The sequence below is a fragment of the Amycolatopsis sp. NPDC052450 genome (assembly GCF_044547565.1).
GTDB lineage: Bacteria > Actinomycetota > Actinomycetes > Mycobacteriales > Pseudonocardiaceae > Amycolatopsis.
Genome location: NZ_JBIUAQ010000040.1, coordinates 46,628 through 67,652, shown reverse-complemented (window position 1 = coordinate 67,652; position 21,025 = coordinate 46,628). Strand labels below are relative to the sequence as shown.

Below are 21,025 nucleotides of genomic sequence, written 5' to 3'. Positions count from 1 at the left end.
ACGGATCCCTGGCTGCTTGACGCGGGCCGGTCCTCCCACCCTAGGCTTGTCATGATCATCGCCAACCTGCGGGGGGACACGGCCCTCGGGCGCTGCCGAGTCTGCTAGTTCGGCGAGATCAAATCCAGCTGGCTCGCCGGAGCGATCACCACCCGAATGGGCGCGAAGCCCACCTCGCCGGGTCAGCCCAGCCGGGCCAGCCGCTCGTCGACCACCTCCTTGTCGAACCACTCCGGATCGAAGCCGTAGCCGCCGAACTCTTCGAGCAGCTCCTCGTTCTCTTCGTCGTACGGATCGCGCAGGGCCTCCAGCAACATCTCGTAGCTCTGGTGGTCCTCGCACTCGGCCGGAGGCGCGGCGCGTTCGCCGTCGAGGCAGCTCGGTGCTGTGGGGAGGGCGACCAACTGCTCGATGCGGATCCAGTGCCTCCAGCTCTCCGCCTCATAGACGAGCCGGTGGCCTGGCGATGTGATGACCTGGCCGAGTGTCACTTCGTCGTCGAAACGGTCGCCTTCACAGCTCTGCGCGTCGACGCTGAAGCCTCCGTACGCGGTCTCGAACCGGTGATACCCCCGTTCGTCACGGTCGAACGCGGCCGCGAGGATCCGGTGCAGTCCGGCGAGCGTGACGTCGGAGCGGACTTCGAGCCGTCGCCAGATCGCGTCGTCCAGCTCGGCCAGCGCGACCGCCAGCCTGAACCCGGTGACCGGCACGGGCGGGGGCAGGACGAGCGGCAACGGATCGGCCGACGACATGCGGGGCAGCGGTTCGTAGGCGGGAAGGCCGAGCCATCGGCGCAGCTGGACCGCGCGCTCGGGCAGCTCGGGCCTGGGATCGGTCCCCAGTTTCAAGAGCTCGGGGACCCTCTCCCGAAGCCAGGCGTCGCGGTCCGCTTTGGCGACCAGCGCCGCTTCGACCTGGCTCCGGAACTCCTCGGGTGTCAGCGGTGCCTCGGTGACCTCGAAGCCGTTGCGAAGAACCGCCAAGGCGTCCTCGGGAACGGCGTGGAGTTCGATCACGTCGACCTCGCGATCGTTGACCACCACCTCGACACCGACCGAGCGTTTGCCCGCGGTCAGCTTGGCGGCCAGGACCACCAGGTCCTGATCTACTTGGCCTTGGACCACACAGTCCGACAGCTCGATCGGGCCGTGGAGCAGCTTCGGCCAGCGCTCCACCCTGGCCACGTCCAGAGGCGGACGTGGCCGGTGGACGCGCCGGCTCTTCGGTCTTTTGGCGGGCTTGCGGCCGCGGCTGACGGGGGACACGGGATCAGTATCGCCACCAGCACCGACAGTTCCGGAAGCCGTGAACTGCGAGGATCGAAAAATGCTTGCCGACCTGGGCGTGGATGTGCAGACTGACCAGCCGCCAAGATCACCGAACCGCCCGGAGTGTTGATGATCGACCTGCAGGCCATGAACGAACACGTGATCGCGGAGTTCCGCGCGAACGGCCGCCACGGCGATGGCCTTCCGACCCTGCTGCTCACCACCACCGGCGCCCGAACCGGACGGCGGCACGTGACGCCGATGCTGTTCTTGGCCGACGACGACCGCCACGTCGTCTTCGCCGCCAACGGAGGCGCACCCGCGCATCCGGACTGGTATCGCAACCTGATCTCGGAGCCCTCCGTCGACGTCGAAGCGGACGGAGAGAGCTTCACCGCTCACGCGATCGAGGTCACCGGAGCCGCTCGGGACCGTCTGTTCGCGAAGCAGGCGAAGGCGTTCCCGCGGCTGGCCGAGCACCAGTCGAAGACCAGCAGGCCGTTTCCGGTCATCGCGCTGAGCCGCGTCTGAAGCTCGCGGGGGCCTTCGCGCCCCATCACTGTGACTGGTGGGACTACTGGGGCCAGAGGCGTGTGTTCCAAGTCCGTGAAGGACTCCTTGAGGGACCCAGAGTCCCTCAAGGAGTCCTTCACGGACCGCGGCCCCGCGATCACCCGAATCGCCACTCACGATCCACCGCACCGACAACGTTGTGACACTGGCCACCTCCACGCGGGAATCCGTTGTCACCACGGGACTCCGCACCTGCGAAGACGCCCAGCACGGCTTTCGATTCTCGGGCGGTTACCCCATGGACGCGGACCTCGCAGGCTGAATAGAGGCGCCCGGCCGATCCCTTGACAAAGCGTTGGACCGACCGCACGATCTCGTCTCATGAACCTGTCTGACAGCCAGACAGCCGGACACGGTGGTCCACGACGCGTCAGCGCGATGGAGGCCGTTCTGGCCCACCTCCGCGGCGCCATCGAGCGCGGCGAGTATCCCGTCGGGGAGAAGCTGCCGTCGGAATCCGCGCTCGGCAAGGAGTTCGAGGTCAGCCGCTCGGTCGTCCGCGAAGCACTGCGGGGACTTCAGGCACTCGGGCTCACCGTGTCCAAAACGGGCAAGGGGACCTTCGTGACCGCCACCGGGCCGGTCGAGAACCCCACCTTCGGGACCTACTCGGCCCGTGACCTGTTCGAGGTCCGGCGACATGTCGAGATCCCGGTCGCCGGCTACGCGGCCGTGCGCCGCAGCACCGACGACCTGGATCTGCTCGGGCACCTCGTCGAGCGCATGGACCTCGAAACCGACAACACCGCGTGGGTGGCGCTGGATTCGCTGTTCCACATCACCATCGCCCAGGCCTCGGGCAATCCGGTGTTCGGCAAGGTCATCGAGGAGATCCGGGACGCGCTGGCCCGCCAGTCGTCATTTCTCAACCAATTGGGTGGCCGTCGGACCCGCTCGAACACCGAGCACCGTGAGATCGTCACCGCCATCGCCGCCGGCTCCGAAGCGGACGCCGTCGCGGCGATGACCTCGCATCTCGAACACGTCGAGACCGCGCTCACCACCATCGTGCGGCCGGGCCACGCCACGCACCAGAACAAGGACGACTGAACTCGTGACCGAACAGACCCTCAGCGCGGACGGCAAATCCGCGCCGGTGCCCGTCGACGCCGGAGACGCCGGCTACGACAAGGCGCTGAAACCCCGCCACGTCAACATGATCGCGATCGGCGGCGCCATCGGCACCGGCCTGTTCCTCGGTGCGGGCGGACGGCTCGCGCAGGCGGGCCCGGCACTCGCGATCGTGTACGCGGTCTGCGGCCTTTTCGCGTTCTTCGTGGTGCGCTCGCTCGGCGAACTCATTCTGTACCGCCCCTCCTCCGGCGCCTTCGTCTCCTACGCCCGGGAATTCATGGGCGAGAAGGGTGCTTTCGTCGCGGGCTGGATGCACTTCCTGAACTGGTCGACGACCGGTATCGCGGATATCACCGCGATCGCGCTGTACGCGCATTTCTGGTCCTTCTTCACGCCGATCCCGCAGTGGGTGCTGGCGCTGATCGCGCTCGCGGTGGTGCTGGCGCTGAACATGGTGTCGGTGAAACTGTTCGGCGAGATGGAGTTCTGGTTCGCCATCATCAAGGTCGCCGCGCTGGTGACGTTCATGGGAATCGGGATCTTCCTGCTGGTCACGCAGCAGCCGATCGACGGCACCACTCCGGGCTTCTCGCTGATCTCCGACCACGGCGGGATCTTCCCCGCGGGCCTGCTGCCGATGGTGCTGATCGTCCAAGGCGTCGTGTTCGCCTACGCCTCGGTCGAGCTGGTCGGTGTCGCCGCCGGAGAGACGGAGAACCCGCGCAAGATCATGCCCAAGGCGATCAACTCGATCATGTGGCGGATCGGGATCTTCTACGTCGGCTCGGTGGTCCTGCTGGCGATGCTGATGCCGTGGGACTCCTACTCGAAGACCGAGAGCCCGTTCGTCACCGTGCTCTCGCATATCGGGGTGCCGCAGGCGGGCAACGTGATGAACCTGGTGGTGCTGACCGCGGCGCTGTCCAGCCTGAACTCGGGCCTCTACTCCACCGGCCGCATCCTGCGTTCGATGTCGCTGGCCGGATCCGCGCCGAAGTTCACCGGCGTGATGAACAAGAACCACGTGCCCTACGGCGGGATCCTGCTCACTTCCGCGGTCTGCGTGGTCGGTGTGGGCCTGAACGCCGTCGTGCCGAGCCAGGCCTTCGAGATCGTGCTGAACTTCGCCGCGATCGGCATCCTCGGCACCTGGGCGATCATCGTGCTGTCGCATCTGATGTTCGTGCGCAAGGCCAAGCGCGGCGAGGTCGAACGACCGTCGTACCGCCTGCCGTTCTCGCCCTACACCGAGATCGCGACGCTGATCTTCCTCGCCGCGGTCGTGGTGCTGATGGGCTTCGACGAGACCGGCCGGATCACCCTGTACTGCCTGCCGATCATCGGGCTCGCGCTGGTGGCGGGCTGGTTCGGGGTCCGCAAGTGGATCAACATGGACGTCTTCGAAAAGACGAAGCTGTGATCCCCGAGCTCCGCGTTCCCGCTCACGAACCGCTGGTGCACCTCCTCCGCGACGGAATGGTCGAGGGGGTGCACCACGGTTCGGCCGTGGTGCTCGCGCCCGACGGCCGTGTGCTGTTCGCCGCGGGCGATATCGAGGCGGCGTTCTATCCGCGTTCGGCGGCGAAACCCTTGCAGGCCGCGGCGATGGCCCGGCTCGGGCTCGAGCTGAGCGCCGCCGGGTTCGCCGTCGGCGCGGCCAGCCACTCCGGCGAGGAGATCCACCTTGCCGAGGTGCGCAACACCCTCGACGGCGCCGGGCTCACCGCGGAAGACCTGCGGACACCGGAGGATCTGCCGTTCGATCCGGTCGAGCGCGACGCCTGGGTCGCGTCGGGACGGACCGCTTCGAGGCTCGCGCACAACTGCTCCGGCAAGCACGCGGCGATGCTCGCGACCTGCCGCCTGCACGAGTGGTCCACAAAGGACTACCTGGATCCGGGACATCCTCTGCAGCGTGCGATCGCGGAGTGCGTCGAGGATCTGACCGAGCAGCGAATCCCGAAGGTCGCCGTCGACGGCTGCGGCGCTCCCCTGTTCGCGGTGTCTTTGCGCGGCCTCGCCACCGCTGTCGGCAAGATCGCGGCGGCTGCCCCGGGTACGCCGGAAGGTCTTGTCGCCGAAGGAATCCGGAAGCACCCGGAACTGGTCGCCGGTACCCGCCGCGACGTCACCGCGCTCATGCGCGCGGTGCCAGGGCTGATCGCCAAGGACGGTTTCGAGGCCGTCCAGGTCGCCGCCCTGCCGGACGGCACGGCGATCGCGATCAAGATCGCCGACGGCGGCGACCGCGCACGGCGGCCGGTGCTCGCCGCCGCGCTCGCGCTGTGCGGTGTCGATCGGGACGTGCTGGAACCCACCCCCGGCCTGCGCGTGACGGGCGCGCTGGCCGAACTCCATCTCGCCGCCTGAGGAGCCTTCGATGCACCGCGTGGAACACGATCTGCTGGGCGACAAGGAAGTCCCCGCCGACGCCTACTGGGGTGTGCACACCGCCCGCGCCAGGGAGAACTTCCCCATCACCGGGACCGCGATCTCCGCGTATCCGCATCTGATCGAGGCGCTCGCCTCGGTCAAGGAGGCCGCCGCCCACGCCAACGCCGACCTCGGTCTGCTGGAACCCGACGTCGCCGACGCGATCCGCCGGGCGTGCCGCGAAATCCGCGAAGGCGCGCTGCACGATCAGTTCGTCGTCGACGTCATCCAGGGTGGCGCGGGCACGTCGACGAACATGAACGCCAACGAGGTGATCGCGAACCGCGCGCTCGAACTGCTCGGGCACGAGAAGGGCGACTACGCCCGTGTGCACCCGAACGAGCACGTGAACCTCGGGCAGTCGACCAACGACGCGTACCCGACCGCGGTCAACGTCGCGACGATCATCGCCGTCCATGAACTGGCCGAGGCGATGATCGTGCTGGAGCAGGCTTTCGCGGCGAAGGCGGTCGAGTTCCACGATCTGCTGAAGATGGGCCGCACGCAGTTGCAGGACGCGGTCCCGATGACGCTGGGGCAGGAATTCGGGACGTACGCGGTGATGCTCGGCGAAGACCGGCTGCGGCTCACCGAGGCGGTGGCGCTGCTGCACGAGATCAACCTCGGCGCGACCGCGATCGGCACCGGCCTCAACGCCGCGCCCGGATACGCCGAAGCCGCCGTCGCGCACCTGCGCGAGATCACCGGACTGCCCGTCGTGACCGCGGCGGACCTCATCGAGGCGACGCAGGACTGCGGGGCGTTCGTGCACCTTTCCGGTGTGCTGAAACGGATCGCGGTGAAGCTTTCGAAGAGCTGCAACGACCTGCGGCTGCTCTCGTCCGGGCCGCGGGCCGGATTCAACGAGATCAACCTGCCGCCGGTGCAGGCGGGATCGTCGATCATGCCCGGCAAGATCAACCCGGTGATCCCCGAGGTGGTCAACCAGGTCGCGTTCGAGGTCATCGGCAACGACGTCGCCATCACGATGGCGGCCGAGGCCGGGCAGTTGCAGCTCAACGCGTTCGAACCGCTGATCCTGCACTCGCTTTCGGAGAGCATCACGCATCTGCGGTCGGCCTGCCTGGTGCTGGCGCGGCGGTGCGTCTCCGGGATCACCGCGAACGCCGACGTGATGCGCGGCTACGTCGAGAACTCGATCGGGCTGGTGACCGCGCTGAACCCGAGCATCGGGTACGCGGCGGCGACGGAGATCGCCAAGGAGGCCCTCGAGACCGGGCGCGGGGTGGCGGAACTCGTCGTCGAGAAGGGCCTTCTGCCCGCCGAGGAACTGGCGAAGCTGCTGAGGCCGGAGACGCTGGCGCGGCTGTCCTGAGACCCGCGGGGCGGTACCGGGCGGTCCGCCCCGCGCCAGGAAAGCGTCCTTCATTGCCAATTTCGCAATGAAGGACGCTTTCATTTCAGGCGGGCGCCGGGTCACGCGAGTACGGTCGTAAGCGGAAGGTGATCCTCCGCACGAAAGGCGGCACTGGCGTGCTCGACCGACTTCTCGACCGGTACCTCGGCCTCCCGCCCGCCGAAGGCCCCGCCCCCTCGGCGACCAAGGGGATCCCCGTCCCGATGCCCGACGGCGTCCGCCTGCTCGCGGATCGCTACGCCGTCCCGGGCGACGAGCCGCGGCCGGTGGTGCTGATCCGCACGCCGTACGGCCGCAAGGGCCTGATGGGCAAGATCTTCGGCGAGACGTTCGCGCGGCACGGGTTGCAGACGGTCCTCCAGAGCACCCGCGGGACCTTCGGCTCCGGCGGCGAGTTCCGGCCGTTCCACCTGGAGAAGGAGGACGGTCTCGCCACCGTCGCCTGGCTGCGCGAGCAGCCGTGGTGCGACGGCCGGGTCGCGATGGCGGGCGCGAGCTACCTCGGCCACACGCAGTGGGCTGTCGCGCCGTACCTCGACGAGCCGCTCGAAGCACTGTGTCTCGGCGTGACCGCGTCGGAGTTCGTGTCGACCTTCTATCCCGGCGGGATCCTCGCTGTCGACAACATGGTCTCGTGGTCGGCGCTGATCGGCCGCCAGGAGGGCCGGTTCGCCGGCCTCCCGAACCCCTGGCAGACGAGGAAGACCCGCCGGGCCATGGCCTTTCTGCCGATCTCCGGCGCGGACGTCGCGGCCATCGGCGAACAGGTGCGGTTCCTCCAGGACGTCACCGGGCACGCCGAACCGGGCGACGACTTCTGGGCGCCGTCGGACCACAGCGCCGAGGTCGCCGCGCTGAGGACGCCGGTGACCATGGTGACCGGCTGGTACGACCTGTTCATCTCCGCCCAGCTGCGCGACTTCAAGGAACTCGCCGCGGCCGGACGCGCACCGCGGATCACCATCGGCCCGTGGGCCCACGGCGAACCCGCCAGCCTCAAAACCCTGCTGACCGACCAGATCGGTTTCCTCTCCGCCCATCTCCTCGGCGACCGCGCGCCGCTGAGGCAGTCACCCGTGCGCCTGTACCTCCAGGGCTCCGGGCGGTGGCTGGACTTCGAAAGCTGGCCACCCGCGTCCGAAGCCACGCCGTATTTCCTGCGCCCCGGCAGGCTTTCCCCCGACGCGCCGGTGGAGTCGAAACCGGGCGGGTTCACCTTCGACCCGGCCGATCCGACGCCGACCGTCGGCGGTCCCCTGCTGTCGGGCGTGCAGAAGCAACAGGACAACAAGGACGTCGAGGCACGGCCGGACGTCCTGCTCTTCACCGGTGACCTGCTGAAACGCGACCTCGACGTCATCGGCGAGATCTCCGCGCTGATGCACGTCCGGACCGACATCGGGCACGGCGACGTCTTCGTCCGGCTGTGCGATGTCGACGGACGCGGCGTCTCCCGCAACGTCACCGACGGCATTCTCCGCCTGCGCCCCGGGAGCTCCGAGTCCGATGTGGACGGTGTGGTCGCGGCCGAGGTCCACCTCGACCCGACCGCTTACCGGTTCCGCCGCGGACACCGGCTGCGGCTGCAGGTCGCGGGCGGGGCGTTCCCCCGCTTCGCCCGCAACCACGGCACCGACGAGCCCGTTTTCAGCGCGGTGGACGGGAAACCCGCGCGGTTCGAGATCTTCCACGACCCCGCGCGGCCGTCCCGGATCACACTTCCGGTGTTCGAGGGTTAAGCGGGCACGACCCGCTGGTGCGTGGTCAGCCTGCCGTCGTCGTGCAGTACGTGGAACAGCAGCGACGGCGGCAGGTCGTAATCGATCGGCCCGCCTTCACTCCACGGCCGGAGGCCGTTCTCCTCCCACGGGAACAGGATGCTGGACCCGACCGAGGGTGCCGAACGCAGCGGCACACCCGCGAAGATCGTCGACGCCGCCGCGTGGACGTGTCCGCAGAGCAAAGCGACCACTCGCGGGTGACGTGCGAGCACCTCGGCCAGCTTGTCCTCGCCGTACTGGCGCATGGCGTCCACCAACGGCAGCCCGAGCGGAACCGGCGGGTGGTGGAAGGCGATGAAGGCGGGGCCGTCGCCGTCACCGAGCACGTCGTCCAGCCAGGCCATGGTTTCGTCGTCGAACTGACCGTCCGGTTTCCCCGGGATGCTCGAATCGGCCATCACGAAGGTGACGTCGCCGACCGTGTGCACCGCGTTGACCGGGGCGTCGTCCGGAGCCTGGCCGAGCAGCCCCTCGCGGAACGGGCCGCGCTTGTCGTGGTTGCCGGGGCAGGTGAACAGCGGGACGTCGGTCTTGAACAGTTCGGCCGCGCGCCGGTACTCCTCGAGCGTGCCGTGGTCGGCGATGTCCCCAGTCACCAGGATCGCGTCGACCGTGGTCGCGAGGTTCTCCAGATACCGCATCACCCGTGCGGTGCGTTCGTCGGCGCGTTCCCCGCCGTCGAGATGGTTGTCACTCAGATGTGCCGTCACGAACATCGTTTCACCCCATGTCTTCCAGATATGCCAACGTTTTCACCCAGTTCCGCACGAGCAGCTCCAACGCCGTCGCCAGGTCGGAGGCGCGGATCGCACCGGCGATCCGGTGGTGCTCGTCGATACTCTCCTTGGCGCGTTCGGCGCCACCGAAATAACGCGCGTCATAGCGTTTCAGCAGCGGCTTCGTCTGCTCGAGCAGGCGTAGCAGATGCGGATTCGTGCACCGCGACACGAGCAGCGCGTGCCAGCGATCATCCAAAGTGGACAGATCGCCCTGCCGCACGAGTTCCGCGGTCATCTCGTCGGCGATCCGGTCCAGGCCGCCGGTGAGACCGGCGAGGTCCTGCGGCGAGCTCCATCGCAACGCGAGCGACTCCAGCTCCGCGACGAGCGGGTACAGCTGCCTGGCCTCTTCCGGATCGAACGGCGGTACGAGAAAACCACGCCCCGGCGCCGATACGAGCAGCCCTCGATCGGCAAGCCCGATCAGCGCCTCACGCAACGGTGTCCGGCTGACGCCCAGCTCGCGCGCGAGGTGCACCTCGTTGATGCGGCTGTCCGCGGCGATGCGGCCGTCGAGCACGCGGGCGGTGATCTCCTCCGCGAGGTCGCGCCGGAGCAGGTTCCTCGTCATCGGTGCAGTATTGCATGCAGTTCAGCCGTACTGTATTCAGTTAGGCATGACGGACTTCGATGTGAACCGTGCTCGTGCCGAGACGCCGGGCTGCGCGGAAGTGGTCCACCTCAACAACGCCGGATCGTCGCTGCCGCCCGCGCGGGTGACCGACACCGTCGTCGGCTACCTGCGCGAAGAAGCCCTGATCGGCGGATACGAGCAGGCCGCGGCGACCGTGGAACGGATGAACGGCGTGTACGCCTCGGCCGCGCGCCTCGTCGGCGCCGGCCCCGAAGACATCGCGCTGACCGACAACGCGACCCGGTCCTGGCAGGCGATCTTCTACGCGCTTCCCTTCGCCGCGGGAGACCGGATCCTGACGGCGAAATCCGAGTACGCGAGCAACGTCATCTCGTTCCTGCAGCTCGCGAAACGCACCGGCGCCGTCGTCGAGGTGGTCGAGAACGACGAGTCCGGGCAGCTGGACGTCGAAGACCTGAAACGCCGCGTCGACGGCGACGTCAAGCTGATCGCCGTCTCCCACGTGCCGACCCAGGGCGGACTGGTGAACCCCGCCGAGGAGATCGGCGCGGTCGCACGCGAGGCCGGGATCCCGTTCCTGCTCGACGCTTGCCAGAGCGCCGGCCAGATCGACCTCGACGTCGCACGCCTGAACTGCGACGCGCTCAGCGTGACCGGGCGCAAGTACCTGCGCGGGCCGCGGGGCACCGGGTTCCTCTACGCGCACCCGCGGCTGCGCGAGCGCGTCGAGCCCGCGATGCTCGACCTTCATTCTGCGGCGTGGACGGCGCCCGAAAGCTACGAAGTCGATCCGACGGCGAAGATGTTCGAGGTCTGGGAACGCGATCACGCCGCCCTGCACGGTCTCGGCGCGGCGATCGACTACGCCCTCGAGTGGGGCATGCCCGCCATCGAAGCCCGCGTCGCCGCGCTCGCCGCGAAACTGCGCGACGCGCTCCGCGAGGTCCCCGGCGTCCGCGTTCACGACCAAGGCGCGCGGCAGTGCGGGATCGTCACGTTCAGCGTGACGAAAACGCCTTCGCAGGAAGTGAAGAAGCGCCTGGCGGCGAAGAAGATCAACGTCAGCGTCGTCGAAGCGACGTCCGCGCAGTTCGACTTCGCCGCGCGCGGGCTGCCGTCGATGGTCCGGTCTTCGGTGCACTACTTCAACACCGAGGACGACATCGCGCTCCTCGTCGGCGAAGTCGGGAAGCTGGCTTAACGGCGGGAAAGCACGGACTCGGACGGCGGGGCGTACGGCAGCCCCGTCGTCTTCGCGCGACGGCCGATCACCAACGCCTCCCCCAGCAGGCTGACGCCGATCGACAACGTCGCCGGCCGGGCATCGGGATGCGCTCCTGCCGTCGTGGCCAGGAAGCCGATCCCGAAGTTCACCACCAGTGAGAGCACCCAGACGCCGAAAGTCCAGCCGGTGTAGCGCAGCCACAGCACGCCGTCGCGCTCGAACAGTTTCGTGGTGGCGGCGCGCACCGCGCCGAGACCGCAACCGACCACGGAGCCCAGCACGAGCCAGGCGCCGTCCGCGAAGGTGAAACTTTCGAGCTTGACCAGGCCGTAGACGCCGAAAGCGAGCAGGACCACCGGCGCCCCGAACACCTCGCGGGCGACCAGCGGCTCCCCGCGCAGCCTGCGCGCGACGATCACGATCACCACGGCGACCGCCAGCGCGATCAGCAACCAGGTCCGCATGAACTCCCCCTTTGTAGCACGACTGTGCCAAATAAAATAGCAAGGTCGTGCTATAAAGGCAACATGCCGAAGATCGTCGACCCCGGGGCCCGGCGCCTGGAGATAGCCGAAGCCGTCTTCCGGGTGATCCAGCGGGACGGCCTCGCGCAGGCGTCGCTCAGGAGCGTCGCCGACGAGGCCGGGCTCGCGATCGGTTCGGTGCGGCACTACTTCCGGGGCCACGACGAGCTGATCGTGTTCGCCATGCGCGCGCTCGGAGACCGGGTGGAGGCCCGGTTGCTGCGCCACCTCCCCGAACTGCTCGATCCGGAGACCCCGCGTTCACGACGGCAAGAACTCACCGAAGCGCTGCTCGGCGAACTGCTTCCGCTCACCGAGCAGACCCGGGCCGAGACCGACGTCTGGCTGGCCTTCTCCGCCGCCGCGAAGTACCGACCGGATCTCGCCGAGGAAGCCGCGCGGGCGCACTCGGGGGTCCGCGCGCTCGTCCGCCGGGTGCTCGAAGGCGCGCGTGGCGCGGGCGGCCTCCTCGACGACCTCGACCTGGACGTCGAAACCGAACGGCTGGCGGCGTTGCTGGACGGCCTCGCCATGGCGGGCGGGCGGACTCCGCCGAAGCTGATGCGCACGGTGCTCGGAAGGCATCTGGAAACCCTCCGACACCCCGGAGCGGAGACGAAATGAGCACGTTCTACGAGGTCGCCGCCCAGGACCCCGGCCGCGTCGCGGTGATCGACGTCGACGGGCGCGAGACCACCTTCGGCGAGCTCTCGGCACGCGCGAATCAGCTGACCCACGCCCTGCGGGCGCTCGGCCTCGGCGAAGGCGACGGCGTGCTCGCGATCATCCACAATGGACTCACCTACTACGAGCTCCTGCTGGCGACCCTGCAGGCGGGGATGTACTTCACGCCGGTCAACCATCGGTCCTCGCCCGCCGAGATCGGCTACATCGCGGCCAACAGCGGTGCCAAGGTCGCCGTCGCGGACGCGGACATCGCGGTCACCTGCACCGCGGAATTGCCTGGCCTGCACCGGTTTTCGCGGGGCGTGACACCCGGCTGGGCGGACTACGCGGCCTGGGGCGCGGACCGGCCCACCACCACGCCGGAGCGGCGGACCGCCGGCCAGACGATGCTCTACACGTCCGGGACCACAGGGCGCCCCAAAGGCGTGCGGCGTGCCCTGTCCGGGCGGCCACCCGCACTGCACCCGATCCACGCGCACGTCCTCGAACGGCTGGACGTCCTGCCAGGGCACGGCGTGCACCTCGTCGCCTGCCCGCTCTACCACGCGGCACCGGGCATGTTCTCGACGTCGATCCTGCATCTCGGGCACACACTCGTGCTGATGGACCGGTTCGACGCCGAGGAAACGCTGCGACTCACGGAAAAGCACCGCGTGACGAGCACGCATCTGGTGCCGACGATGTTCCACCGCATGCTGCGGCTGCCCGAGGACGTCCGAGCGCGCTACGACCTGTCGAGCCTGAACTCGGTGATCCACGGTGCCGCGCCGTGCCCGCGGGAGGTCAAGGAGCGGATGCTCGTCTGGCTCGGGCCGGTGGTCCACGAGTACTACGGCGCGTCCGAGGGCCTGATCACGGCGGTGCACGCGCGCGAATGGCTCGGCGCGCCGGGTACCGTCGGCAAAGCGCTGGACGGGGTGCGGGTCAAGGTTCTCGACGACGACGGCGCCGAACTCCCCGCGGGCGAGACCGGGACGCTCTACTTCAGTTCCGCGCATACGAAATTCGACTATCACGATGATCCGGACAAGACGGCCGCCGCGCGTTCCGGAGAATTCGTCACCGTCGGGGACGTCGGCCATCTCGACGCCGAGGGCCGGGTGTTCCTTTGCGACCGGCGAACGGATCTCATCCTTTCCGGCGGTGTGAACATCTATCCCGCCGAGATCGAGGCACGGCTCCTGAGCCATCCCGACGTCGCCGACGTCGCGGTGATCGGGGAACCGGACCCCGAGTGGGGGCAACGGGTCGTCGCCGTCGTCCAACCGGTCGAGGGCGCCGTCGGTGATTCCTTGCTGGCGAAGCGGCTCGAAGAACATTGCCGAGCCGAGCTCGCCGGGTTCAAAACGCCGCGCCGGTTCGAATTCCGGGAGCGGCTGCCGCGGACCGAAAGCGGAAAGATGCTGCGGCGGACGCTTCGGGCGAAGTGAACAGCCCTTTCGGGCAGTGCCGATCGCGGTACCGTTTTCCCATGCGCCTGCGGTCTGTGACCACATTGCTCGCAACACTCGTTCTCGCGTTCGCCGTCCCCGCGACGGCCGCGGCGACTCCCGGATCCGGGGTGACCGGGACGATCTTCCACCAGAAGACCGTCGGGGACACCGATTACGTGCTGCGCGAGGTCGTCATCCAGCCCGGCGGCTACACCGGCTGGCACTACCACGACGGAAAGCTCTACGCGTACGTCAAGGCGGGCACGCTGACACACAACTCGGCCGACTGCGGGCTCGACGGCCTGCATCGGCAGGGCGCCGTCTTCACCGAACCGAGCGACACCGTCCACATCGGACGGAACCTCGGGACGACGCCGGTGGTGCTCGAGGTGCTCTACGTGCTGCCGCACGGGAGCCCGCTTTCGCAGGACGCGCCGAACCCGGGTTGCCCCTTCTAGGCGCCGAACCAGCCAGCCACGTCGAGGCGGAAGCCCTCCGACGGAGCCATCGTGCGAAGGTCGGCTTCGAGCGCGCGAACCCTTTCGGCGCCCAGCGCGCCGACCCACTCCTTGCGCAGCTTCTCGAAGATCGCCGCGGACCGGCCGAGTGAGTCGAATCCGCGAGCGGTGAGCCGGACGACCTTGCGCCGCGCGTCGGCAGGGTCGTCGGCGCGTTCGACGTAACCGAGCTGCTCCAGCTTGTCGATCGTCTTGCCCGCCGCCTGCTTGCTGACCCCGAGCCGCCGGCCGATCTCGCTCGCCGTCGCGCCGTGGCGGCCGATCGCCTGCATGGCGAAGCCGTACGCCGGGCGGACGTCGGGATGGCCCTGCCCGGCCAGCTCGGCGTGCATCCGGTCGATGATCGAACGGAAGCCCGCGAACAGCAGGAGCGGCAGCTCGAACCCCGGCGGGTCGGAAACCTGCTTGCGTTGTTCGACAACCTGGTTTACCTTTTCGTCAACCACGTTGACCATCTTAAGGGGCTGCCTTGTTCACCGATCACACCGTCGAAACCGCGCCCGAAGCCTCGCGTCGCTCGATGGAAGCGACCATCCGGAAGTTCGGCCACCTCCCCACCGCCGTCGCCCGGCAGGCGTCGTCACCGGAACTGCTCGACGGATTCCTGAAACTCAGCGCGAGTTTCGAGCGGACGACGCTCGAACCCCTCGCGCGGGAGACGGTCGTGATGACCGTGGCGACCCGCAACGGCTGCGAGGTGTGCGTCGAAATCCACACCGGCAAGCTGAAGGGCCTGCACGCGGACGACGACGTCATCGCGGCGCTTCGCTCACAGGAGCCCGTGCCCGACGAGCGACTGGAAGCCGTCCGGCAGTTCACGCTCGCGGTGCTCGAAACCGCCGGCGGCGTGGACGACGACACCCTGCGAACCTTCTTCGAGTACGGCTACACCGAGCGGAACGCCCTCGAAGTCGTCATGGGCATCGGGGCCTACACGATGTCGACCCTGGCGAACCGGCTCATCCGCGCCTAGTCGCTCTGCGTGATCGCCCCTCGTGGCCTGGATCACTCCAATGGCCGCCGATCTTGATGTATCTGGGCAGTCCCGACCGTCTCCTGTCTTGTGCAGCCGAAAGTTCGCCACCCGCGGCGCGGCGCACCGGCGGTCTGGCCTGCCGAGGGGGCAGACCAGACCGCCGAAAAACCGAAGACGTTCCACAGGTGTTGGGGGTACGCGAAGGCCCTCTTCCCGCGACTGAGTCACGGGAAGGGGGCCTTCGGGTGTCTTCTCCCGCAATTAGTCACCTACTTGCGGCGGGGCGTCCTGAGACCTACGTGGCTCCCGGCTGCGGTTGACCTCAGCCCGGTCCGTGAAGGCCTCCTTGAGGGACTCTGGGTCCCTCAAGGAGGCCTTCACGGACCCGTCCAGCGCCAACCCAAAGCGACAGCGAGCCAGGGCCGGATTCCCGTGGGCAGGCGACTACAGGTCCACCAGAACCGGAATCGCAATTAGTCACCTACTTGCGTCAGACCTCGAGAGCCCACCGCACGTACCGCATCGTCGGCGCGAAGCCCGCCTTCTCGAAGACCCCGAACGCTCCGGCGGGATCCGCGGAGTCCACGTTCAAACTCGCGCGGTCGTACCCCTGATCGGCGGCGACCCGCAACGCGTGGCCCATCAACGCGCCGGCGACACCTCGCCGCCGGTACTCCCGAAGCGTTCCGACGACCATGAAGTGCGCGTCACGAACGCCGGTGGCCTCCGTGTCGGCGTCCCAGCACATCGTCACCAGCATCCCCACCGCGGAGCCCGCCGCACGAAGCAGGAAGCTGACCTCGGGCCGGAAAGTCTGGTTGGTGATCTTGTTCCGCCAGAGATCGGCAGGCATCGGCACCGCGCCCCAGTAGTCCCGGTACGCCTCGTTCCGGACCGTCCGGAAGTCCTCGTCGTTCCACTCCGACCACGGCTCGATCCGGAATCCGTCAGGGATCGCCAGCCCGTCCAAGGCACCGAGCGAGTGCTCCATGCGCTGGAAGTAGCGCACCGGCACGAAACCCCGGGACCGGACGAGTTCGGCCAGGCCCGCGATGCGCTCCGGCCGATTGACGTCGACCACGAGCTTCGCCGACGGGTGATGCAGCGCGTGCACCACCTTGGCCGCCGCCACCCCCGCGTCGACGAGCGCGCCGCCGATCCCCCTGCGGCGATACGCGGGATGGACGCCGCCGTCGAGGAAGACCCGATGGACCTCTTCCGCGGACGGCTTGAAGCGGATCTTCATGTAGCCGGCCATCACGTCGCCGTCGAAGGCGGCGAGACTCGCCCGCTCCAAATCCGCGTACGGGTCGATCAGCTCCTGGAGAGTGTCCTCCGCCGTGTAGTTCTCGCCGATCCCGTCGACGGTCTCCATGGCGTTGAGGAGGTCAGCCGACGCCTGGGCGTCCTGCGGGGTGAGCGGCCGCCACGTGAGGTCGTGCATGCGGCCGAAGGTAGCGCCGCGCGTGCGGCCTGTCGCCGGGTTTTCGGTGGGCGCAGTAGGGATCGAACCTACGACCGCTCGGGTGTAAACCGAGTGCTCTCCCGCTGAGCTATGCGCCCGGGAGGTGGCACCCGCGGACGGGTGCCACCGGTGAAGACTCAGGCCAGCGAGGCCACGGCCTTCTTCCACGCCTGCTGGTCACGCGCCTCGCCGGGCTGGTTGACCTCGGCGAACCGCACGATGCCGTCCTTGTCGATCAGGAAGGTGCCGCGGGTGGCCAGGCCGGCCGTCTCGTTGAAGACGCCGTAGGCCTTCGCGACCTCACCGTGCGGCCAGAAGTCCGAAAGCAGCGGGAACTGGTAGCCCTCCTGCTCGGCCCACGCCTTGAGCGAGAACGGGGTGTCCACGGACACGCCGATGACCTGGACGCCCTGGCCGTCGTAGTCCGCGAACTCGTCGCGGAGCTGGCACAGCTCGCCGGTGCAGATGCCGCTGAACGCGAACGGGTAGAACACGAGCAGGACCGGCTTCTCGCCCTGGAAGGACGACAGCTTCACGGCCTGCTTGTTGTAGTCGTTGAGCGTGAAGTCCGGGGCTTGCGTTCCGACCTCGACGGCCATACCGGCGGTTTCCTCTCAAGAGCGAACAGGGGCCTGCGACGACAACCCTATCGTGTCGCTCGCGCGGCTCCTGAGGTCACCGCTTGGTCTTCGACGACTTCGGCGACACCAGCCGGGTACCCGCCCACTTGGGGCCGGCGCTGATGTTGGCCGTCTGCGCCAATCCCACCTGCGGCACCGCTTCGGCGATCTCGCTCGGCTCGACGTGTCCTGGCTGCCCCGTCTTCGGGGTCAGCACCCAGATCACGCCGTTCTCGTTCAAGGGGGTCCGGACCTCGATCAGCGTGTCGCCGAGATCACCGTCGTCTTCGCGCCACCACAGCAGCACCACGTCGATGACCTCGTCGGCGTCCTCGTCGAGGATGTCGCCGCCGATCTGCTCCTCGATCGCCGCACGAAGATCGTCATCGACGTCCTCGTCCCAGCCGATCTCCTGGACCACCATGTCCGGCTTGATCCCAAGCCTTTCGGCGACGCTGTTCTGATCAGCGTCTCCCGCGGCGACCACTGCTGTCACTCCTCCAACTACGACGGAGCGTGGTGTCGCCACGGCCGGATCGACCGGGCGGGCACCACACTCGGGTACACGATGCCCGTTAGCGAACACTGGTGAGGCGCTGCGCGCAACCGTCCACACCGGATCTTGAACAACTCGTGTCGCAGCGTACGGGCATTCGGACCACTCTGGCGAGGTCAATTCAGGCGCGCCTGGGCGCCTCCGAACGCCCTGCTCTAGGGTGGGAGAGAAAACGCGCGCGCGAATACAGGCGCGTGCGAGGCGTGTCGCAATCGGGTCCGCGAACGTTACCGATCAGTAGCGGTGACGAGAACGGAACCGGAGGACGACGATGGACGGCGAACACGCCCGCGTACGAGCACAACCAGCTACCACCTTTCGCAAGGAGACCCCTTGGCCCCGCAGAACGACGGCGCCTCCGGCAAGGAGACCCCGGCACGCGTCCGCGTCATCCGTGACGGATTGGCGGCGCACCTGCCCGACATCGACCCGGAGGAGACCGCCGAATGGCTGGACTCCTTCGACGAGGCGCTGGCCAGGGGTGGTCAGCAGCGCGCCAGGTACCTGATGCTGCGCATCCTCGAGCGGGCCAGGGAACGCCACGTCGGCGTTCCGGCGCTGACGTCGACGGACTACGTCAACACCATCCCCACCGAGAACGAACCCTGGTTCCCCGGTGACGAGGAGATCGAGCGCCGCTACCGCGCCTACATCCGGTGGAACGCCGCGATCATGGTGCACCGCGCGCAGCGTCCCGGCGTCGGCGTCGGCGGGCACATCTCGACCTACGGCTCGTCCGCGGCGCTGTACGAAGTGGGCTTCAACCACTTCTTCCGCGGCAAGGACCACTCGGGCGGCGGCGACCAGATCTTCATCCAGGGACACGCCTCCCCCGGCATCTACGCCCGCGCGTTCCTCGAGGGCAGGCTGAGCGAGAACCAGCTGGACGGGTTCCGCCAGGAGTACTCGCACGCCGGCGAGGGCGGCGGCCTGCCGTCGTACCCGCACCCGCGGCTGATGCCGGAGTTCTGGGAGAACCCGACCGTGTCCATGGGCCTCGGCCCGATGAACGCGATCTACCAGGCGCGGTTCAACCGCTATCTGCGCGATCGCGGCATCAAGGACACCAGCGACCAGCACGTCTGGGCGTTCCTCGGCGACGGCGAGATGGACGAGCCGGAATCGCGCGGCCTCATCCACGTGGCCGCCGGCGAAGGCCTCGACAACCTGACCTTCGTGATCAACTGCAACCTGCAGCGGCTCGACGGTCCAGTGCGCGGCAACGGCAAGATCATCCAGGAACTGGAGTCGTACTTCCGCGGCGCCGGCTGGAACGTCATCAAGGTCATCTGGGGCCGCGAGTGGGACTCGCTGCTGCACGCCGACCGTGACGGCGCGCTGGTCAACCTGATGAACACCACGCCGGACGGCGACTTCCAGACCTACAAGGCCAACGACGGCGCCTTCGTCCGCGAGCACTTCTTCGGCCGCGACCCGCGGACCAAGGAGCTGGTCAAGGACCTCACCGACGCCGACGTCTGGAACCTCAAGCGGGGCGGCCACGACTACCGCAAGGTCTACGCGGCCTACAAGTCGTCGCTGGAGCACCACGGCCAGCCGACGGTGATCCTGGCCCACACCATCAAGGGTTACGGCCTCGGGCCGTCCTTCGAGGGCCGCAACGCCACACACCAGATGAAGAAGCTCACCCTCGACGACCTCAAGCTGTTCCGGGACGCCCAGCGCATCCCGATCAGCGACGAGGAACTCGAGCGCGACCCGAAGCTCCCGCCGTACTACCACCCCGGCAAGGAATCGCCGGAGATCGAGTACATGATCGGCCGCCGCAAGGCGCTCGGGGGGTTCTTGCCGGAGCGCCGCCCGAAGGCCTCGAAGGCGCTCGTGCTGCCCGGCGACAAGGTCTACGAAGGCATCCGCAAGGGCTCGGGCAAGCAGGAGGTCGCCACCACGATGGCGTTCGTCCGGCTCGTCCGCGAGCTGGCGAAGGACTCCGAGATCGGCAAGCGGATCGTCCCGATCATCCCGGACGAGGCGCGCACCTTCGGCCTCGACTCGATGTTCCCGACGGCCAAGATCTACAACCCGCACGGCCAGACGTACACGTCGGTCGACGCGAGCCTGATGCTGGCCTACAAGGAGTCCGAAAAGGGCGTCATCCTGCACGAGGGCATCAACGAGGCGGGTTCCACCGCGTCGTTCACCGCCGTCGGCACCTCGTACGCCACGCACGGCGAGCCGATGATCCCGATCTACATCTTCTACTCGATGTTCGGGTTCCAGCGGACCGGTGACGGCCTCTACGCGGCGGCGGACCAGATGGCCCGCGGGTTCGTGCTCGGCGCCACCGCCGGCCGCACCACGCTGACCGGTGAGGGCCTGCAGCACGCCGACGGGCATTCGCTGCTGCTGGCGGCGACCAACCCGGCCGTCGTGGCCTACGACGCGGCGTGGTCGTTCGAGATCGCCCACATCGTGCGGGACGGTCTGCGCCGGATGTACGGCGAGACCGGGCCGGACGGCAACGGCGAGAACATCTTCTACTACATGACGATCTACAACGAGCCCTACCAGCAGCCCGCCGAGCCGGAGAATCTCGACGTCGACGGCCTGCTGAAGGGTCTGTACCGCTACGCCGACGCCCCGTCGGGCGACGGCCCGGAGGCGCAGATCCTGGTGTCCGGCGTCACCATGCCGGACGCTCTTCGCGCGCAGCAGATGCTCGCCGAGGAGTGGGGCGTACGCGCGGCCGTGTGGTCCGCCACGTCGTGGACCGAGCTGCGGCGTGAGGCCGTCGAGGCCGACCACGACAACCTGCTCCACCCGGGCGACTCCCCGCGTGTGCCGTACATCACGCAGAAGCTGTCCGGCGCGAACGGGCCGGTGGTCGCGGTTTCGGACTGGATGCGCGCCGTACCGGACCTCATCCGCCCGTGGGTGCCGAACGACATGCTGACGCTGGGCACCGACGGGTTCGGGTTCTCCGACACCCGCCCGGCCGCCCGGCGGAAGTTCCTGGTCGACGCGCAGTCGATCGTGGTCGGCACGCTGAGCGCGCTCGCCAAGCGCGGCGAGTTCGACCGGGCGAAGGTGGCCGAGGCGGCGCAGAAGTACCGCCTCGACGACGTCGCCGCCGCGGGTCCGCAGTTGTCGGACTCCGGCAGCGCCTGACGCTGAGA

Annotated in this window: 20 protein-coding genes and 1 tRNA gene; 12 read left to right on the top strand and 9 right to left on the bottom strand. The window is 68.3% G+C overall.

What is annotated here, in order from left to right; translation table 11 throughout:
- Positions 1 to 182 precede the first annotated feature (182 nt).
- A complete protein-coding gene (locus ACIHAO_RS38560; protein WP_396566510.1) occupies positions 183 to 1,268 on the bottom strand; it encodes a plasmid pRiA4b ORF-3 family protein in 1,086 nt (361 codons plus the stop codon).
- A gap of 132 nt (positions 1,269 to 1,400) precedes the next feature.
- Between ACIHAO_RS38560 and ACIHAO_RS38555 the strand changes: the two genes are divergently transcribed.
- The 6 genes from ACIHAO_RS38555 (at position 1,401) to ACIHAO_RS38530 (ending at position 8,468) form a co-directional block, all read left to right on the top strand.
- Positions 1,401 to 1,802: a nitroreductase/quinone reductase family protein gene (locus ACIHAO_RS38555; protein ID WP_396566508.1), complete on the top strand. Its 402-nt coding sequence runs from the start codon at positions 1,401 to 1,403 to the stop codon at positions 1,800 to 1,802.
- A gap of 420 nt (positions 1,803 to 2,222) precedes the next feature.
- On the top strand, positions 2,223 to 2,894 hold the full coding sequence (locus tag ACIHAO_RS38550) for a FadR/GntR family transcriptional regulator (protein WP_125786919.1): 672 nt from the start codon (positions 2,223 to 2,225) through the stop codon (positions 2,892 to 2,894).
- Positions 2,895 to 2,898: 4 nt separating this feature from the next.
- Positions 2,899 to 4,338, top strand: a complete 1,440-nt coding sequence (locus tag ACIHAO_RS38545) for an amino acid permease (protein ID WP_396566506.1) — start codon at positions 2,899 to 2,901, stop codon at positions 4,336 to 4,338.
- Positions 4,335 to 5,288, top strand: a complete 954-nt coding sequence (locus ACIHAO_RS38540; RefSeq protein WP_396566504.1) for an asparaginase — start codon at positions 4,335 to 4,337, stop codon at positions 5,286 to 5,288. The genes ACIHAO_RS38545 and ACIHAO_RS38540 overlap by 4 nt, the downstream gene beginning before the upstream one ends.
- A 10-nt stretch (positions 5,289 to 5,298) precedes the next feature.
- Positions 5,299 to 6,687, top strand: coding sequence for an aspartate ammonia-lyase (gene aspA / locus ACIHAO_RS38535; RefSeq protein WP_396566502.1), 1,389 nt, complete (start codon positions 5,299 to 5,301; stop codon positions 6,685 to 6,687).
- 158 nt (positions 6,688 to 6,845) lie between these two features.
- Entirely contained in the window at positions 6,846 to 8,468 is a 1,623-nt protein-coding gene (locus ACIHAO_RS38530; protein WP_396566500.1) for a CocE/NonD family hydrolase, read from the top strand.
- On the opposite strand, the gene ACIHAO_RS38525 is transcribed toward ACIHAO_RS38530, so the two are convergent.
- Both ACIHAO_RS38525 and ACIHAO_RS38520 read right to left on the bottom strand, forming a co-directional pair.
- A complete protein-coding gene (locus ACIHAO_RS38525) occupies positions 8,465 to 9,226 on the bottom strand; it encodes a metallophosphoesterase (protein ID WP_396566498.1) in 762 nt (253 codons plus the stop codon). The two genes, ACIHAO_RS38530 and ACIHAO_RS38525, sit on opposite strands and share 4 nt — an antisense overlap.
- Positions 9,227 to 9,230: 4 nt before the next feature.
- Positions 9,231 to 9,860 (bottom strand): GntR family transcriptional regulator, encoded by a 630-nt coding sequence (locus tag ACIHAO_RS38520; protein ID WP_396566496.1) that lies wholly within the window; start codon positions 9,858 to 9,860, stop codon positions 9,231 to 9,233.
- 46 nt (positions 9,861 to 9,906) lie between these two features.
- Between ACIHAO_RS38520 and ACIHAO_RS38515 the strand changes: the two genes are divergently transcribed.
- A complete protein-coding gene (locus ACIHAO_RS38515) occupies positions 9,907 to 11,085 on the top strand; it encodes an aminotransferase class V-fold PLP-dependent enzyme (RefSeq protein WP_396566494.1) in 1,179 nt (392 codons plus the stop codon).
- On the opposite strand, the gene ACIHAO_RS38510 is transcribed toward ACIHAO_RS38515, so the two are convergent.
- On the bottom strand, positions 11,082 to 11,573 hold the full coding sequence (locus tag ACIHAO_RS38510; RefSeq protein ID WP_396566492.1) for a DUF1453 domain-containing protein: 492 nt from the start codon (positions 11,571 to 11,573) through the stop codon (positions 11,082 to 11,084). The two genes, ACIHAO_RS38515 and ACIHAO_RS38510, sit on opposite strands and share 4 nt — an antisense overlap.
- A 63-nt stretch (positions 11,574 to 11,636) precedes the next feature.
- On the opposite strand from ACIHAO_RS38510, the gene ACIHAO_RS38505 reads away from it, so the two are divergent.
- From ACIHAO_RS38505 to ACIHAO_RS38495, 3 genes are read left to right on the top strand one after another with little or no spacing between them, the layout of a single operon-like run.
- Positions 11,637 to 12,257 carry a TetR/AcrR family transcriptional regulator gene (locus ACIHAO_RS38505; RefSeq protein WP_396566490.1) on the top strand — a complete coding sequence of 207 codons (621 nt, stop codon included), beginning with the start codon at positions 11,637 to 11,639 and terminating at the stop codon, positions 12,255 to 12,257.
- The gene (locus ACIHAO_RS38500) at positions 12,254 to 13,750 is read left to right on the top strand and encodes an AMP-binding protein (RefSeq protein WP_396566488.1); all 1,497 of its coding nucleotides are present in this window, start codon (positions 12,254 to 12,256) and stop codon (positions 13,748 to 13,750) included. Before ACIHAO_RS38505 ends, ACIHAO_RS38500 begins: the two co-directional genes overlap by 4 nt.
- 41 nt (positions 13,751 to 13,791) lie before the next feature.
- Positions 13,792 to 14,211: a cupin domain-containing protein gene (locus ACIHAO_RS38495; protein WP_396566486.1), complete on the top strand. Its 420-nt coding sequence runs from the start codon at positions 13,792 to 13,794 to the stop codon at positions 14,209 to 14,211.
- On the opposite strand, the gene ACIHAO_RS38490 is transcribed toward ACIHAO_RS38495, so the two are convergent.
- On the bottom strand, positions 14,208 to 14,726 hold the full coding sequence (locus ACIHAO_RS38490; RefSeq protein ID WP_396566484.1) for a MarR family winged helix-turn-helix transcriptional regulator: 519 nt from the start codon (positions 14,724 to 14,726) through the stop codon (positions 14,208 to 14,210). The two genes, ACIHAO_RS38495 and ACIHAO_RS38490, sit on opposite strands and share 4 nt — an antisense overlap.
- A gap of 14 nt (positions 14,727 to 14,740) precedes the next feature.
- Between ACIHAO_RS38490 and ACIHAO_RS38485 the strand changes: the two genes are divergently transcribed.
- Positions 14,741 to 15,244, top strand: a complete 504-nt coding sequence (locus ACIHAO_RS38485) for a carboxymuconolactone decarboxylase family protein (protein WP_125799238.1) — start codon at positions 14,741 to 14,743, stop codon at positions 15,242 to 15,244.
- A 493-nt stretch (positions 15,245 to 15,737) separates the two neighbouring features.
- Here ACIHAO_RS38485 and ACIHAO_RS38480 read toward each other — a convergent pair whose 3' ends face one another.
- From ACIHAO_RS38480 to ACIHAO_RS38465, 4 genes are all read right to left on the bottom strand, one after another.
- Entirely contained in the window at positions 15,738 to 16,691 is a 954-nt protein-coding gene (locus ACIHAO_RS38480; protein ID WP_396566482.1) for a GNAT family N-acetyltransferase, read from the bottom strand.
- Between the two features lie 47 nt (positions 16,692 to 16,738).
- Positions 16,739 to 16,810 (bottom strand) — tRNA-Val (locus ACIHAO_RS38475).
- A gap of 39 nt (positions 16,811 to 16,849) precedes the next feature.
- Entirely contained in the window at positions 16,850 to 17,311 is a 462-nt protein-coding gene (locus ACIHAO_RS38470) for a peroxiredoxin (RefSeq protein WP_125792822.1), read from the bottom strand.
- A gap of 76 nt (positions 17,312 to 17,387) precedes the next feature.
- Positions 17,388 to 17,819, bottom strand: a complete 432-nt coding sequence (locus ACIHAO_RS38465) for a DUF3052 domain-containing protein (protein WP_061984298.1) — start codon at positions 17,817 to 17,819, stop codon at positions 17,388 to 17,390.
- A gap of 402 nt (positions 17,820 to 18,221) precedes the next feature.
- On the opposite strand from ACIHAO_RS38465, the gene aceE reads away from it, so the two are divergent.
- Positions 18,222 to 21,017: a pyruvate dehydrogenase (acetyl-transferring), homodimeric type gene (gene aceE, locus ACIHAO_RS38460; RefSeq protein ID WP_396566479.1), complete on the top strand. Its 2,796-nt coding sequence runs from the start codon at positions 18,222 to 18,224 to the stop codon at positions 21,015 to 21,017.
- The last annotated feature ends 8 nt before the right edge of the window (positions 21,018 to 21,025 follow it).

Coding starts and splice junctions, on each gene's coding strand:
- aspA (WP_396566502.1), top strand. CDS start 5,299: ATGCACCGCGTGGAACACGATCTGCTGGGCGACAAGGAAGTCCCCGCC.
- ACIHAO_RS38505 (WP_396566490.1), top strand. CDS start 11,637: ATGCCGAAGATCGTCGACCCCGGGGCCCGGCGCCTGGAGATAGCCGAA.
- ACIHAO_RS38500 (WP_396566488.1), top strand. CDS start 12,254: ATGAGCACGTTCTACGAGGTCGCCGCCCAGGACCCCGGCCGCGTCGCG.
- ACIHAO_RS38495 (WP_396566486.1), top strand. CDS start 13,792: ATGCGCCTGCGGTCTGTGACCACATTGCTCGCAACACTCGTTCTCGCG.
- ACIHAO_RS38525 (WP_396566498.1), bottom strand. CDS start 9,226: ATGTTCGTGACGGCACATCTGAGTGACAACCATCTCGACGGCGGGGAA.
- ACIHAO_RS38510 (WP_396566492.1), bottom strand. CDS start 11,573: ATGCGGACCTGGTTGCTGATCGCGCTGGCGGTCGCCGTGGTGATCGTG.
- ACIHAO_RS38555 (WP_396566508.1), top strand. CDS start 1,401: ATGATCGACCTGCAGGCCATGAACGAACACGTGATCGCGGAGTTCCGC.
- ACIHAO_RS38480 (WP_396566482.1), bottom strand. CDS start 16,691: ATGCACGACCTCACGTGGCGGCCGCTCACCCCGCAGGACGCCCAGGCG.
- ACIHAO_RS38515 (WP_396566494.1), top strand. CDS start 9,907: ATGACGGACTTCGATGTGAACCGTGCTCGTGCCGAGACGCCGGGCTGC.
- ACIHAO_RS38550 (WP_125786919.1), top strand. CDS start 2,223: ATGGAGGCCGTTCTGGCCCACCTCCGCGGCGCCATCGAGCGCGGCGAG.
- ACIHAO_RS38520 (WP_396566496.1), bottom strand. CDS start 9,860: ATGACGAGGAACCTGCTCCGGCGCGACCTCGCGGAGGAGATCACCGCC.
- ACIHAO_RS38470 (WP_125792822.1), bottom strand. CDS start 17,311: ATGGCCGTCGAGGTCGGAACGCAAGCCCCGGACTTCACGCTCAACGAC.
- ACIHAO_RS38490 (WP_396566484.1), bottom strand. CDS start 14,726: ATGGTCAACGTGGTTGACGAAAAGGTAAACCAGGTTGTCGAACAACGC.